The following is a 15967-nucleotide window of genomic DNA, read 5'->3' on the forward strand; positions in this document are numbered from 1 at the left end:
CAGTAACAATAGAATCAACTGCAAATGCAGGAAATTTTACAGGGATTCAAAGTGTTTGTGCTTCAGAAGGAACATTTGATTTAAACACATTATTAGATGGAACTCAACAAGGAGGTGGTACATGGACAAATAATGAAGGTGCTACTATTACAAATGAAATATCGATTATCAGTTTATCGCCAGGGACATATAATTTTGTATATACGGTTACAACGGATTGTAATACCGATTCTGAACCTGTTCAAATAACAATTATACAAGGAACAGAAATTCTTCCGGAAGACGTGATCGTAATTTCGCCAATTTGTCAAGGTGAAAATTCAACGGTTACGATTTTTAATTTAGTAGATGGAAATTATTCACTAAATTATTCATTAACGGGGAGCAATAACTTACCGAATCAAATAGTTTTGTTTACAGTTACTGGAGGCGAAGTGACTTTTGAAATTGATACGATACAATTAGTAAATCCGGGAACAACAACTTTAGTTTTTAATTCAATTTTAAATACAATTACAAATTGTGAAACTGTGCTGACCGGATTATCTTTCACAATTGAAATTTTGCCGAGATTAACTTTAGCCGATACGAACTTAACTATTCAAAATGTTTGTTTAGGAATAGATGTTGTTGTTCAGATTTCAGGAGCAACCGGTTTAGCTGACGGAACATATCAATTTATTTATTCTATTCCTAACGCCAATCCGATAACAGGGAGTTCTGGAGATGTTACTATTACTGCCGGTTTCGGTCAGTTTACAATTCCTGGAATTGTATTTCCAAATGCCGGTACCTATGTATTATCTATTAATTCTATTACAAGTGAAGCTACTCCTTGTGATAATTTAAATCCGGCCGTTTCTATTTCATTTGAAATTTTACCAGCAGCTACTATAACCGATGCTCTAGTTGCATTGTCTGCACTTTGTGCAAATTCTGACGGAACTGTTTCAATAACAAATGCAACCAACTTATCCGATGGTTCATACCAATTAACTTATCAGATAACCGGAGCTATTACGCAAAACGAGACTATTACTGTTGAGTTTTTGAATGGTGAAACTAGTTTTGTTATTCCTTCTACAATCTTAAATAGTAGTGGAGAGATTACACTTTCGATTAATCAACTCAATTCGAATACAGGAAATGCGTGTGGTACACCCGGTCATACTTTCAATTCAGTAACGTTAACAATTGAAAATGTAGAAACCCCTCAACTTGTTGAAGGAGGAAATTCATTTTGTGAAGATGATAATGCCACTATTGCTAGTTTAAGTAGCGGAATCAACACCGACGAAACAATTATTTGGTATGATGCTCCTTCGAACGGAAATGCCTATGCTGATTCAACAGTTTTGGTAGACGGACAAATTTATTATGCTGCAATTCAGTCTTCTACCGGTTGTGAGAGTACAACTAGATTAGAAGTCACTGTATCTATTAATGATTGTACAGAAATCATTATTCCTGACGGTTTTTCTCCTAATAATGACGGGATTAATGACTTTTTTGTGATTAAAAACATCAGAACACTTTACCCTAATTTTGATTTGGAAATATTCAATCGTTATGGAAATGTACTTTATAAAGGAAATGCAGCATCGCAAGATTGGGACGGTACATCCGATAAAGGAATTCAAATAGGAGGGAACAAGCTTCCGGCCGGAGTTTATTTCTTCATCATCAACTTTAATGATGGTTTCAGAGAACCATTGCAAGGTAGAGTATATTTAAGCAGATAATTTCAACATAAGTCATGAAAAAACTTTTGATATATAAAATTCAATTATTCCTACTACTGATGTCAATGATGGCAGTGGCACAGCAGGATCCACAATACACTCAATATATGTATAATATGAGTGTTTTGAATCCGGCCTATGCAACCGATAATCCTGATGTTATTAATTTTGGAGCACTTTATCGTGCACAGTGGGTGGGCTCGGTTGGGGGACCAACAACAGGTTCTTTTTTTGCACATTCTCCCATTGCGAAAAAAGTAGAAATGGGACTTTCTGTCATTCATGACCAAATTGGTGATGTAGTGAATGAAACGAATGTGTTTGTTGATTTTGCCTATGTTTTAAAGTTAAATGAGTCAAACAAACTCTCTTTTGGAGTCAAAGGAGGAGCTACTTTTTTTAATACAACTTTTGATGGTTTTGTTTATTCTGATGAATTGCCCGATCCGGCTTTTGCCAATAATTTAAGCAGAGTATTTCCTAATATTGGAGTCGGAGCATTTTACTTTGGTGAAAATTATTATTTGGGATTATCAAGTCCGAACTTATTACGCACCAAGCATTTGGAAAGAGAAGATGGAATTATCGCCACCGGTGTGGAAGAAATTCACTATTTTTTAACTGGAGGATATGTGTTTAATTTGAATGATAATTTAAAATTTAAACCGGCTTTTATGACTAAAGCAGCCACTGGAGCTCCATTGTCTTTTGATGTGACAACGAATTTTTTAATTAATAATGTCTTTGAAATTGGTGCTGGTTACCGTTGGGATGATTCTGTGAGTGGATTAGTGAATTTTAAAATTTCTCCTTCTTTGAGAATTGGTTATGCCTATGATTATACGCTTTCTAACTTGGGTAGATTTAATTCAGGTAGTCACGAGATTATGATTTTATTCGATTTGAATAAAAAAGGTAGTATGAACGGTTATGATAAATCGCCACGATTCTTCTAAAAATAGTGAAAATGAAAAACAAAAAAATACTATTTTTCTTTATGGTTTGCAGTCAATTGCTATTGGCTCAAAAAGCTACACTTAAAAAAGCAAATGAACTTTTTGCTAATAAAGCTTATGTTGAAGCAGCAAAAATGTATGAAAAATTCAAGGTGAAGCAAGAACAAAATGTACTGCAAAATCTAGGAGATTGTTATTATTATAATGCTGAAATGAAGTTTGCTGCAGACAATTATGGGAATTTGGTTTTTAAATACAAAGACAGTGTAAAACCGGACTATTTATTCCGCTATGCTCACGCTTTAAAAGGCATGGAAGATTATGAGCGTGGGGATAAAATAATGAGTGACTATTTGAAATATCCGGTAGATACTAAAAAATTTAAAGAGCATCTTAATAATATTGTTCCCTACAATTATAAAGTCAATCAAATGACAAAAAGTAATAGTACTGGCGATTTCGGAATTTCAATTTTTGGAGAGAAAGTTGTTTTTGCTTCGCTCAGAAATGCTGAAAGTCCGTTGTACAAATGGAATGAAAAACCTTATTTGGATTTGTATGAAGCAACAGTTTCTAAAGAAGGTATTTTAGAAAATATTAAGCCTTTTTCAGAACAAATTAATACCAAAACGCATGAAAGTAATGCTGTTTTTACGAAAGATGGAAAAACCATGTACTTTAGTAGAACCAATGATAAGCAAGTGCAAGTAGGTGAAGAAAAATTCGCATCGGTTAAGCTTTTTAGGGCAGAGTTGATTGAAAATGAATGGACAAACGTATTGGAATTACCCTTTTCGAGCGATCAATTTTCTACGCAACATCCGGCTTTAAGTGTGGATGAAAAAAAATTATATTTTTCAAGTGATAGAAATGGCTCACTTGGTTCATTTGATATATTTTATGTAGAAATTTTAGATGATGGTACATATTCTGAACCTCAAAATTTAGGGGATAATATCAACACTATTCACCGCGAACAATTTCCATTTATTGGTGAGGATGGAACGTTGTACTTTGCTTCCGATGGTTTACAAGGTTTGGGTGGCTTGGATATCTTTATGGCTAGAGTTTATGATAACGTGTTTGCAAAACCAATTAATTTGGGTGAAACGATCAATACTGGGATGGATGACTTTGCCTATGTTTTAAAACCCGGTGAAAACTTAGGTTATTTTGCTTCTAATCGTAAAGGAACCGATAATTTATATTCGTTTATCAGAGAAGAAAACGAGCGAAGATTTATTGTAGAAGGTGATGTTCGTGATAAAGTGACTAAAGAATTGTTGCCAGGAACAACAGTTACTTTGTATGATATGAATAATAAATTGATAGGTCAATTAGTAGTTGGTGAAGATGCCGATTATGTTTTTAATACTGAACCTAACACAAAATACAAGATTGTTGCTGACAGAGATTTTTATGCTTCGAAAGAGGAAATTTTTGAAACCACCGATGATGGACGTGTTCGTTTTACCATCGAATTAGAAATTGAATCCTATGATGATGCCGAAGAAATCATTGTAACCAAAGACGATGGATTAGTCTATATTCAGTTAGAAAACATTTATTTTGATTTAAACAAATGGGATATTAAAGAAGAAGCGGCTCGAACATTGGATGTGTTGGTCGCCATAATGAAAAAGTATCCAAGAATGGTGATAGAGTTAGGAGCTCATACCGACTCACGTGCCTCTGATGCTTATAATTTACGATTATCACAAGACAGAGCCGGAGCTGCTCTAGAATATTTAGTTTCTAATGGAATTGATAGAAATCGTATGCGTTCAAAAGGATATGGTGAACGTGTGCCATTGATTAAATGTGGCGATAATTGTTCCGAAGTAGAACATTCAATCAACCGTCGTTGTGAATTTATTATTTTGAAATAAATTATTTGATTATCAAATCATATTTAGCGAGCAATCCTTTCAATCCTTCAGTTGAAAAGATTGCTCTTTTCATTTTATTTTTTTCGGGGTCTATGATGAAATCATAGCTTGAATAAAAATCGGTTTTTTGTAAGTTTGTGTCAATAAAAACAGCTCTTCTTAAGTTACAGTTGTCAAACAATGCCTCGGTTAAATCACTATTCATAAAATCAACCGAAATCATGCTGCAATTAATAAACTGCATTTTTTTAAGCTTTAAAGCATAAAATTGAGCGTAATCCAATAAGCAATTTGTAAAATTGAAATTGTAAATTACCTGGTCGGTCATTGCAAAATTAACCGATGTAAAATCACACCCAACAAATTCAACATCTCTTAAAGATACATAATTAATTTTGGTTTCTTTGAAGTTGCAATCATAAAATGTGCATTCTACGAAAATTACTCCTGCAAAATCACAAGCTGTAAAATCGCAGTTTCTAAAAATGCATTGTTCAAACTCTTTGTAGCGAATAGAAGAATTTTCATAAACAATATCGTTTATTTCTTCGTTATAAGTGTAATCTGTTTTCATTTTGCTATTTTTTCGTGACCTTGACTGGATTAACACAGTTGATTCAGAATAAACTCCCTGGTGGAAATGAAAAGGTTTTTCAATCAAAGATTGAAATACTTTTTTGTTAGTAATTTTGAATTATATGAGCAAGCTCAACATTCAAAATTACTAACAAAAAAGCCCTAAGCTTTCGCTTGGGCTTTTCATTCTTAAGTGACCTCGACTGGATTCAAACCAGTAACCTTCTGAGCCGTAATCAGATGCGCTATTCAGTTGCGCCACGAGGCCTTAATGCGGGTGCAAATATAGGTATTTTTGTGTAACTTGCAAACCAAATTTCAAATAAAACCAACTTTTATGGCACTTGAACATTACATTCGTGATATAGTAGATTTTCCAAAACCCGGAATAATTTTTAAAGACATAACGCCACTTTTAGCCAGTCCAGAGGGAACAACTGAATGTTTGCAATTGCTAATCAATAGTTTAAATGATGTCAAAATTGATAAAGTAGTAGGAGTAGAAAGTAGAGGATTCTTTTTTGCCACCCTTTTAGCTCATCACTTTAAAGCCGGTTTTATTCCTGTACGAAAACCTAAAAAATTGCCTTTTGAAACCATTTCTGCCTCTTATGCTTTGGAATATGGGACAGATTCTTTGGAAATTCACATTGATGCCATTCAAAAAGGGGATAGGGTACTTATTCATGATGATGTTTTAGCCACCGGAGGAACGGCTCAAGCGGTGTGTGAGTTGGTAGAAAAATTAGGTGGAGAAATTGTGCAAGTTAATTTTTTAATGGAACTTTCTTTCCTTAACGGAAGAGATAAAATTAAAGAATATCCTATTTTTGCGGCTATAACTTACTAATTTTTTTGTCCAAAGCTCTCGTAGTGACACAATAACGCCAGCCAATTATAGCCAATTGCCATTTTTTGGCTTTGGCTAAATCCAGTCGTTGCTTGGTAAAACTGGGAAGAAATATTTTATTGATTTTGGATAAAATTACAAACATGTGCCAAATATAAATTATTTACTCTAAACGAACCATCTTTATCACCCAAATCGAACACAAAACGGCAATCATTCCGCATGAACCCATCACCAACCAATTCACTTGATAACCATATAAAGCAATAAGTTGCATACCCATTTTGGAACTCACAATATGAGCCAAACTAAAGGTCATGGTATAAAGTGCCATATAACGACCTTCATGTCCTCTGGGAGCTCTACTCAAAGCAAAGGAGTTTGAAAAGGGAAAAGCAAACATTTCACCAAAAGTCAAAAATAAAATATTAATTACTAAAATACCGGCCCAAACATTGATAATTAGTGCATAAAAACCTAATGCCATGCACAATGAACCCAATAAAACAATCTTCATTTTATTAACCTTATTTCGTTCAAAATAACTCACAATCGGCATTTCTAAAAGAAAAACAAGCAAACCATTCAAAGTCATTAACAATCCAATTTCAAATTCTGTTAAACCATATTGCTCATTGTTATATAATGGAAGAGTGGTAAATAATTGAAAAAAAATCATACCAGTTACAAAACTCACAAATAAGAACACCCAAAAAGGACGATCTTTAAAAACCGATTGTCTTGGCTCTTCAAATGTATCAATGTGTTCATTAATTGGTTTTTTCTTTTCTTTTACCAATAGCCAAAAAATGGAAATGGCAAGGATACAGGTACCACCATCCACCCAAAATAATCCGGCATACCCAATATTCATGATAATTAAACCACCTAAAGCAGGACCTGCTGCAAAACCTAAATTTACAGCTAGTCTAACTAAGGTTAAAGCCCTGGTTCGGTTTTCAGGTTTCGCATAAGCTCCTAGAGAAACAAACATAGCCGGTCGAAACATATCTGCAATGATCATCACAAAAAACCAAGCAATACAAAGTGAAGCAAAATCAGTGATAAAAGGAAAGATAAACAACAGTAATCCTGTACTCATTAAACTAAATATCATCACTTTGTAAAATCCAACTTTATCTGCTAATTTTCCGCCAACCCATGAGCCAATCATTGAACCGGTCCCGAAACAAACCATAATCCAACCTACTTGTTGATAGGAAAATTCTAAGTCTTCTTTTAAATATTTGGATAAAAATGGAAGTACCATAGTTCCGGCTCGATTAATAAATGTTATAATCGTTAAAATCCAAATTTCTCGTGTAAAACCACGAAAATTATTGACATATCTTGAAAAAGCTTTTTTTAGCATCATGTTGAATTCTACTTTACAAATGTACGAACTTGAATACGTTTGAAAATTATAATTTAGTAAGGTTTTTTGTTTGACTTTTCATTGATATGTTTTAAAACCTAATTAAGTTTAATTATTTTTAAAATTGAGTTTGATTTTTTATAAGCTCATCTTTATATGATTGAACCTTATCTAATTATTTAGTTTGTTAAAAATTTGTTATTAATAATTAATAATGTAACAATTGTAGATTACCGTCGTCTATTATTATATCAATCATCAAAAATTAATCAATCATTAATCAAAAAACGAACATCATGAAAAAATCAATTGTTTACTTAGGAATTGCCCTTTTGGGTTTTGGTACATTAGCTAATGCAGCTAACAACGGAAACTTAATTGCTTCAAAAACGGAAGTTAGTGTTTATGCAAAATACTACGCCACCCCACTTTGTGTTGCTATTAGTAAAGGAGAAATAGATGTGGTAAAAAAATTCATTGAATACGGTGCTGATATCAATGAAACAACCAACGGATTAACACCATTAATGTATGCTGCTCGCTACAATCAAGTTGAAATTATCAAATTGCTCTTAGAAAAAGGAGCAAACCTTAAAGTTAAAGATGAAAGAGGTTTTACCGCCTTGAATCATGCTGAAAATTCAAAAGCAACAGAGGCAGTGGAACTTTTAAAAAATTATTCAAGAAAATAAAAATTGGTTTAGGTTAGTTGTAAATTAAAAATCCCATCTTTTGAGCAGATGGGATTTTTTTTATTTCAAAATAGTTTGTTTTCTATCCGGTCCAACTGAAACCACTTTTATTGGAACTTCAAGTTCCTTTTCAATAAATTCTATGTAAGTTTTTAATTCTATTGGAAGTTCTTCATAAGTAGTCATTCCCGTCAAATCAGCTTGCCAACCTTTCATTTCAGTATAAATAGGCTCTACATTTTCCGGTTCAATATTGTAGGGAAAGTGACTAATTTGCTTTCCTTTGTAATTGTAAGCAGTACATACTTGTAGTGTTTTAAACCCTGAAAGGACATCGCCTTTCATCATATATAAAGCGGTTACACCATTAACTTGAACCGCATATTTTAAAGCAACTAAGTCTAACCATCCACAACGTCTGGCTCTACCGGTAACCGAACCAAATTCGTTTCCTACTTTTGCCATGGTTTGTCCGTTTTCGTCAAATAATTCAGTAGGGAATGGACCGCTTCCAACTCTTGTGGTATATGCTTTAAAGATTCCAAAAACATCATTCACTTTATTAGGAGCTATACCTAGTCCGGTGCAAGCTCCCGCAGCTGTCGTGTTGGAAGAGGTTACAAATGGATATGTTCCAAAATCAATATCTAACAAAGAACCCTGAGCACCTTCACACAGAATAGATTTTCCGGATTTGATGGCTTGGTTTAAATATTCTTCACTATCAATGAAAGTAAGCGATTTTAAAACTTCGATGGAAGCGAAAAACTCATCTTCCATTTCTTTTAAATCATATTCTAAATCGACATCATAAAAGGAAATCATGGCTTCATGTTTGTCTGCCAATGAACGGTAACGTTCTTTAAAATCCGCTAGTTCAATATCGCCAATGCGAATTCCGTTTCTTCCGGTTTTGTCCATATAAGTTGGACCAATTCCTTTTAATGTAGATCCGATTTTTGCTTTTCCTTTGGATGCTTCCGAAGCGGCGTCTAACAATCGATGAGTAGGTAAAATTAAATGTGCTTTTCTGGAAATCAATAATTTGGACTTAACATCCATGTTGAATTTTTCCAATCCTTCTAATTCTTTTTGAAAAACGACAGGGTCCATTACCACTCCGTTTCCAATAATATTAATTGCATTTTTATGGAAAATTCCGGATGGAATTGTTCTCAACACGTGTTTAATTCCATCAAACTCTAACGTATGTCCTGCATTCGGACCACCCTGAAAGCGGGCGATGATATCATATTTTGAAGTTAGAACGTCTACAATTTTTCCTTTTCCTTCGTCTCCCCATTGCAGGCCGAGCAATAAATCTACAGTCATTTTTTAGTTGGTTGTTTTGTTTAGGGAATTTTTCCCTGATTTAGTTGTGTTGTTTTTTATTCTGATGGTACTACTGGATTTTCAATAGTAACTGTTTTTTTGTTTCCGTATAAATAAAGCGAATGGTTGTGTATTTCTATTCCAAAAATTTCTTCAATTGTTTTTTTAATTTGCTGAATTCGTGGGTCACAAAATTCAATCACTTCTCCCGTATCAGTCATAATGATATGGTCATGTTGCTTGTCAAAATAGGATTTTTCATAATGAGCTTGATTTTGACCAAATTGATGTCTTCTCACCAAGCCACAATCTAAAAGTAATTCAATCGTGTTGTATAACGTGGCACGACTCACACGATAGTTTTTGTTTTTCATTTTAATATACAACGATTCAATATCAAAATGCTCTAAACTATTGTATATTTCTTGAAGAATAGCATACCGCTCGGGTGTTTTGCGATGTCCTTTTTCTTCCAAAAACTTGGTGAAAACGTTTTTAACGATATCCTGATTTTTACTGTTTTCCATAGGATTTTCCATATCTGCAAAGATACACTATTTTTATATTTTGACGATTATCCGATTGATATTTCAACTCAGATTATTAACAAAATATGTCAATAATTAATTCAATTTTGCATTTGTTACCCGAGTAACTTTATCAATACCATCAATTTTTTTGATGTTCTCAATTAAACGTTTCAAAATGGTATTGTTTTGAACAACAACCGTTACTTGTCCGTTAAAAATACCTGCCTCACCACTTAGTGAAATACTTTGAATATTTACATGCATTTGGTTGGAAATTACCTTTGTAAGTTCGTTGGTTAATCCTAACGTGTCCATTCCCGTAATTTTTAAAACCGCTTTGAAATCTTCTTGTGAAGAATCAATCCATTTGGCTTGAATTATTCTGTAAGCATAATTGGATTGTAAACTAATAGCATTCGGGCAATCTTTCTTATGCACTTTAATTCCGTCATTAATTGTTAAAAAACCAAAGACATCATCACCCGGAATTGGGTTACAGCAACTCGATAATTTATAATCCAATTTATCTTGTTCTGCACCAAAAACAAGCATATCAAAATTTTTGCTCAACTCATATTTTTGAATTTGCTCAGGAGCTACACTTGGTGAACGCTTTATTTTCTTGAAGAAGTTCATTAAAGTACTGCTTTTTTGAGCTGCAAAATCTTTTAACTGCTGGTTGTCAATTGTTCCAATTCCTACTCTGTAAAATAAATCTAAACTGGTTTTAAGTTTAAAATAAACCACTAATTCATTGATAGTGTTTTCGTTTAATGTTACTTTTAAATGACGAAGTTTTCGAGTGAGCAATTCTTTACCGTCTTCCGCAATTTTTTTGGTGTCTTCGTTAAGAACATTTTTAATTTTATTTTTTGCTCTGGATGTCGTTACATAATCTAACCAATGTGCATTTGGTTTTTGATTGGGAGACGTAATCACTTCAATTTGATCACCGCTGTTGAGCACATGATTGAGCGGAACTAGTTTTCCGTTCACTCTAGTTCCACGAGTTCTTACACCAATTTCAGAGTGAATACTGAACGCAAAATCCAATGAAGTCGCCCCTTTAGGAAGCGATTTTATTTCTCCTTTAGGTGTAAAAACATAAATTTCTTTGGAATATAAATTTAACTTAAAATCTTCTACAAAGTCAACTGCATTCGAAGTTGAATTTTCTAAGGCTTCTTTTAATAAATTAAGCCAAGTATCCAACGTGTTTTCTTCTGAAATTCCTTGTTTGTATTTATAATGAGCCGCATAGCCTTTTTCTGCAATTTCATCCATTCGTTTCGAACGAACCTGTATTTCAACCCATCTACCTTTTGGACCCATCACAGTGATATGAAGAGCTTCGTAACCGGTTGATTTTGGCGAAGAAATCCAATCACGTAGTCGGCTCGGACTCGGACGGTAATGATCGGTTACGATGGAATAAATTTTCCAAGCCACAAATTTTTCATCATGTTGATTGGATTTGTAAACAATTCGCAACGCAAATTTGTCATACACTTCATCAAACGAAACCCCTTGAGCCAACATTTTTCGGCGAATAGAATATATAGATTTTGGGCGACCTTTGATCGTATATTCAATACCTTCTTCGTCCAATGATTTTTTTAAAACATCGGAAATAGAAGTAATGTAAGCTTCTTGTTCTTCCTTGCTTTCCTTCATTTTGCTCACGATGTCCGTATAAACATCGGGTTCGGTATATTTTAAACCCAAATCTTCTAATTTCGATTTGATGTTATATAATCCCAATCGATGGGCGAGAGGAGCATAGATATAAAGTGTTTCCGAAGCAATTTTTGCCTGCTTATAATCCACCATTGATTCCATCGTCTGCATGTTGTGCAAACGGTCAGCCAATTTGATAAGAATTACCCGAACATCATCGTTTAATGTTAAAAGCATTTTGCGGAAATTCTCCGCTTGCATCGAAATTTCCTGATCGGTTTTTACTTTCGCTATTTTGGTTAATCCGTCCACTAACTGAGCAATTTTCGGATTAAACATTTTTTCAATTTCGGCAACGGTAATTGGCGAATCTTCTACCACATCATGCATTAAGGCAGCAGCAATAGCTGTGGCTCCCAAACCAATTTCTGAGGCTACAATCTTAGCCACAGCAATAGGATGGAAAATATACGCTTCTCCTGATTTACGCCGTTGGTCTTTATGGGCTTCTACCGCCACGTCAAATGCTTTTCGGATTATTTTTTTGTCTTCCGGTGTAAGTGTTTGATAACTAATGCGGAGCAATTCTTTATATTCCTTAGCAATGGCTTTGTTTTCTTGTTCGATATCTATTTCTGTCATGGCATATTCTTCACTTACTAAAAGTAGAAAATTGAATTGAATTGTGCAAGTGGATTGTTTTAAAAAAATATGTAGTAAGAAATCACAAATAAAGAAGTATTATTGGATAAAAGCTTAAAACCCTCTCTGCCTTTTCGCTTCAAACAACAAAATTGCCGCCGCCACCGAAACATTCATTGAATCAATTTCACCTTGCATGGGAATAATGATGTTTTGAGTGCTTTCTATCCGCCATGGTTCGGTTAGTCCAGTGGCTTCTGTACCAACGACCAGAGCAGTAGGAGTGGTGTAATTTTCTAAATGATAAGAATTTGAATTTTGCAAAGTAGCCGAATAAATGGCAATGTTATTCTTTTTTAAGTATGCAATTACATCTTCGGTCGTTCCCATTGCAATTTGATTGGTAAACAGACAACCAACACTCGAACGAACCACATTTGGATTATATAAATCACTTTTTGGATTGGCGATAATTACCGCATCAATGTTTGCCGCATCAGCAGTTCGTAATAAAGCTCCGATATTTCCGGGTTTTTCGATTCCTTCGGCAACTAAAATGAGTGGATTTTCAGATAATTTTAAATTGGATAATTGATGTGATTTTGATTTGGCGATGGCTAAAATTCCCTCCGTTGTATCGCGATAGGCTAATTTTTGATAGACCTCCTTTGAAATTTCAATGCAATCGGAAAAAGCAAATTTTTTCACCTCTTTTTCTGAAATCAAATCCGGTAAAAACAAAACGGTTTCTAATTGATAACCACCTTTTACAGCCAATTCAATTTCGCGTTTGCCTTCCATTAAAAACGTACCGGTTTGCTTGCGGGTTTTGGCTTTATCCTGCAATTGAACAAGCGATTTGATGAATGGATTTTGTGCGGAAGTGATGGTTTTCAAAGTGTTGGATTTTGGTTAGCAAAGATATGAATTTATATGTTTTATGTTTCAGGTTTAAAGTTTCGTGATTTCTGTTATTTCTGTGAGAAATATTTATTTATCAAGTTTTGATTATGAACAAATATTGGGATGTAAAATAAGAAATTGGAAAACTAAAATGCTTGATTCAATTACTATAAAAGGTCTGCATGATATTTTTTCTCACAGAAAGCACAGAAAGCACGGAAATGAGATTGCTTCGCAATGACAAAATTGTGCGAAAACTGCGACTGCGACTGAAAACTTCTATAAAATCCCTCTCGCTTTGATCTCCAAATATTTATTAATTGTATCTAATGTCAGATTTTCAGGTTGCGTGAGGACGGAATATATGCCGTATTTTTTGAGTTCGTTGACGATTAGGCGTTTTTCGAACATGAATTTTTCGGCGATGACTTTGTCATACACTTCCTGAACAGTTTCTGCTTTTTTGTGAATGAGATCATTGAGTTCTGTGTTTTGAAAAAAGACAATCACAAGCAAGTGATTTTTTGCAATTCCTTTTAAATAGGGCAATTGTCGGTGCAATCCATCTAACGTTTCAAAATTAGTATAAAGTAAAAGTAAGCTCCGTTGGTTGATGTTTTTCTTCACATCGGTGTATAATCGACTGAAATCGCTTTCAAAAAAGTCGGTTTTGATGTTGTATAAACATTCCATAATCAATTGCATTTGCGAGGAACGTTTTTCAGTAACGACTCTGTTTTCAACCTTTTTGGAGAAAGTAAACATGCCGGCTTTGTCGTGTTTTTTCAGAATTACATTCGATAAAACTAAAGTAGCATTGATGGCATAATCCAACAAACTCAAACCATTAAACGGCATTTTCATCACACGTCCTTTATCAATAATCATGTAAACCGACTGGGATTTTTCGTCTTGAAATTGGTTGACCATCAAACTGTTTTTCTTGGCTGTGGCTTTCCAATTCAATGTTCGGATGTCATCGCCTTGAATGTATTCTTTGATTTGCTCAAATTCCATCGTGTGACCAATTCGGCGGATTTTCTTCACACCATATTGAAACAAATTGTTAGAAAAAGCCATCAAATCATACTTTCGTAACTGAATGTAGGATGGATAAGTGGGCACCATTTGGTCTTTGTTGAAGGTAAATCGACGAGAAATGATCCGTAAAGGAGAAGAAATGTAAACATTCAAATTGCCAAAAACATATTCACCCCGTTCTACGGGACGAAGAAAATACTGAATGTCATCTTGTGAAGAAGCTTTGATTTTTCTACTAATTTCGAAATTTCGCACTTGAAATTGAAACGGAATTTCATCAATTATTTTAGTAAAAATAGCAAACGTGTAATAATTTCGGATAGAAATGCTGATGGGATTTTCATCACCGTTCGATAGTTTTTCCGGTGCAATTCGGGTGGCTTCAACTCCGGTTTTGGCAGTAAAAAGGATGATGATATCCAATATAAAAAAGGATAGTGTTATGAGTAAAAAATACCAAGCTACATTATAAAAAACCGGAAAAAAGAAACTCACAATAAATACAGCCACGATGCTTCCCAGCAAGTAGAAAAAGAAATTATTGATGTAAAGCTGTTTAAACCCTTTTTTCAAAACGATTGATTTTATCTTGGAATCTCAATAGATTCAATAATTTGTTGAATGATTTCCTTACTAGTAATGCCCTCCATTTCGCGTTCGGGTGTTACAATTACACGGTGTTGTAATACTGGAATAGCAGCTTCTTTGATGTCTTCCGGTGTCACAAAATCTCTTCCGCGAAGAGCAGCGAAACCTTTTGCGGCGTTTAAAATAGCAATCGATGCTCTTGGTGAAGCTCCTAAATACAAAAATCCGTTTTCTCTGGTTTTGACAACCAATTTAGCGATGTATTCCAATAAATTAGGTTCTACAATAACTTGTTTTACTAAAACCTGAAATTGTTGAATAGCTTCTGCAGAAAGTAAGGTTTTGATATTACCCAATTTATTTTCGCTCAACAACGCATGTTCTTTTTGAAGAATGTTGATTTCTTCTTCCAATTTTGGATAATCGATGTTGATTTTAAACAGAAATCGGTCCAATTGAGCTTCCGGTAAGCGATACGTTCCTTCTTGTTCAATTGGGTTTTGAGTGGCAATTACTAGGAAAGGAGCGGTCATTGCATAGGTGGTTCCGTCCATTGTAATTTGGCGTTCTTCCATTACTTCAAACAAAGCGGCTTGCGTTTTGGCAGGAGCACGGTTGATTTCATCAATTAAAATTAGGTTTGAAAAAATGGGTCCTTTTTTGAATTCAAATTCTGATTTTTTTAAATCGAAAACGGAAGTTCCCAAAATATCCGATGGCATTAAATCGGGTGTAAATTGAATTCGGCTAAACCCAATACTCAAGGTTTTGGCTAATAATTTTGCCGTAATGGTTTTAGCTACTCCGGGAACACCTTCAAGCAAAACATGACCATTGGATAAAATAGCGACCAACAATTGATCGATCATTTTATGTTGACCAACGATGACGGTGTTTAATTCTTGTTTGATGGCTTGAATACTTTCCTGCAAGGGTTTTAAATCGATGCGGGATTCAAAGTTGACGGTGTCTTCTGGTTGTGAAGGAATTAGGTTTTCTTCCATATTGTTTTTTTTAATGGCACACGGATTTTAAAGGATTAAATGGATTTACGCTGATTTCTTTTTTGTTTGCTGATGCAAAAATGGATTTTAGCGGATTTCATTTGGTTTAAAATTGTGTTTTGTTTTTACTTTTTTTAATGGCACACGGATTTTAAAGGATTAAATGGATT

General features: G+C 34.2%; 14 protein-coding genes and 1 tRNA gene. 5 read left to right on the forward strand and 10 right to left on the reverse strand.

Annotated elements, in window-relative coordinates:
- The 3 genes from ACIQ0M_RS13900 to ACIQ0M_RS13910 all read left to right on the forward strand — a co-directional run.
- Positions 1-1742, forward strand: a 1742-nt coding sequence (locus ACIQ0M_RS13900; RefSeq protein WP_396153272.1) for a gliding motility-associated C-terminal domain-containing protein, incomplete at its 5' end; no start/stop codon positions are given.
- A 14-nt stretch (positions 1743-1756) separates the two neighbouring features.
- Entirely contained in the window at positions 1757-2698 is a 942-nt protein-coding gene (locus tag ACIQ0M_RS13905) for a type IX secretion system membrane protein PorP/SprF (protein ID WP_396153274.1), read from the forward strand.
- A gap of 11 nt (positions 2699-2709) precedes the next feature.
- Entirely contained in the window at positions 2710-4587 is a 1878-nt protein-coding gene (locus ACIQ0M_RS13910; protein ID WP_396153276.1) for an OmpA family protein, read from the forward strand.
- A 1-nt stretch (position 4588) separates the two neighbouring features.
- Here the strand turns inward: ACIQ0M_RS13910 and ACIQ0M_RS13915 are convergent, their stop codons facing one another.
- Entirely contained in the window at positions 4589-5161 is a 573-nt protein-coding gene (locus ACIQ0M_RS13915) for a pentapeptide repeat-containing protein (protein WP_396153277.1), read from the reverse strand.
- A gap of 196 nt (positions 5162-5357) precedes the next feature.
- Positions 5358-5431, reverse strand: a tRNA-Arg gene (locus tag ACIQ0M_RS13920).
- A 69-nt stretch (positions 5432-5500) separates the two neighbouring features.
- Here ACIQ0M_RS13920 and ACIQ0M_RS13925 point away from each other — a divergent pair.
- Positions 5501-6013 (forward strand): adenine phosphoribosyltransferase, encoded by a 513-nt coding sequence (locus tag ACIQ0M_RS13925; RefSeq protein WP_396153279.1) that lies wholly within the window; start codon positions 5501-5503, stop codon positions 6011-6013.
- On the opposite strand, the gene ACIQ0M_RS13930 is transcribed toward ACIQ0M_RS13925, so the two are convergent.
- Both ACIQ0M_RS13930 and ACIQ0M_RS13935 read right to left on the reverse strand, forming a co-directional pair.
- A complete protein-coding gene (locus ACIQ0M_RS13930; protein ID WP_396153281.1) occupies positions 6000-6158 on the reverse strand; it encodes an SsrA-binding protein in 159 nt (52 codons plus the stop codon). The genes ACIQ0M_RS13925 and ACIQ0M_RS13930 overlap by 14 nt on opposite strands.
- An 18-nt stretch (positions 6159-6176) precedes the next feature.
- Positions 6177-7385 (reverse strand): MDR family MFS transporter, encoded by a 1209-nt coding sequence (locus ACIQ0M_RS13935; protein ID WP_396153297.1) that lies wholly within the window; start codon positions 7383-7385, stop codon positions 6177-6179.
- 299 nt (positions 7386-7684) lie between these two features.
- Between ACIQ0M_RS13935 and ACIQ0M_RS13940 the strand changes: the two genes are divergently transcribed.
- Complete coding sequence (locus tag ACIQ0M_RS13940) at positions 7685-8080, forward strand: ankyrin repeat domain-containing protein (protein WP_396153283.1); 396 nt, start codon at positions 7685-7687, stop codon at positions 8078-8080.
- Positions 8081-8140: 60 nt separating this feature from the next.
- Here ACIQ0M_RS13940 and ACIQ0M_RS13945 read toward each other — a convergent pair whose 3' ends face one another.
- The 6 genes from ACIQ0M_RS13945 to ACIQ0M_RS13970 all read right to left on the reverse strand — a co-directional run bounded on the left by ACIQ0M_RS13945 (position 8141) and on the right by ACIQ0M_RS13970 (position 15797).
- Positions 8141-9412, reverse strand: coding sequence for an adenylosuccinate synthase (locus ACIQ0M_RS13945; RefSeq protein ID WP_396153285.1), 1272 nt, complete (start codon positions 9410-9412; stop codon positions 8141-8143).
- 56 nt (positions 9413-9468) lie between these two features.
- On the reverse strand, positions 9469-9939 hold the full coding sequence (locus tag ACIQ0M_RS13950) for a Fur family transcriptional regulator (protein WP_396153287.1): 471 nt from the start codon (positions 9937-9939) through the stop codon (positions 9469-9471).
- A 96-nt stretch (positions 9940-10035) separates the two neighbouring features.
- Positions 10036-12261: a RelA/SpoT family protein gene (locus ACIQ0M_RS13955; protein WP_396153289.1), complete on the reverse strand. Its 2226-nt coding sequence runs from the start codon at positions 12259-12261 to the stop codon at positions 10036-10038.
- A gap of 114 nt (positions 12262-12375) precedes the next feature.
- Entirely contained in the window at positions 12376-13158 is a 783-nt protein-coding gene (locus ACIQ0M_RS13960; RefSeq protein ID WP_396153291.1) for a TrmH family RNA methyltransferase, read from the reverse strand.
- A 285-nt stretch (positions 13159-13443) separates the two neighbouring features.
- Complete coding sequence (locus tag ACIQ0M_RS13965) at positions 13444-14778, reverse strand: DUF58 domain-containing protein (protein ID WP_396153293.1); 1335 nt, start codon at positions 14776-14778, stop codon at positions 13444-13446.
- Between the two features lie 11 nt (positions 14779-14789).
- A complete protein-coding gene (locus ACIQ0M_RS13970; RefSeq protein WP_396153295.1) occupies positions 14790-15797 on the reverse strand; it encodes an AAA family ATPase in 1008 nt (335 codons plus the stop codon).
- Positions 15798-15967: the final 170 nt, after the last annotated feature.

Origin of the sequence: Flavobacterium sp., from assembly GCF_044339515.1 — a bacterium.
In the GTDB taxonomy this organism is placed as follows: Bacteria; Bacteroidota; Bacteroidia; order Flavobacteriales; family Flavobacteriaceae; genus Flavobacterium.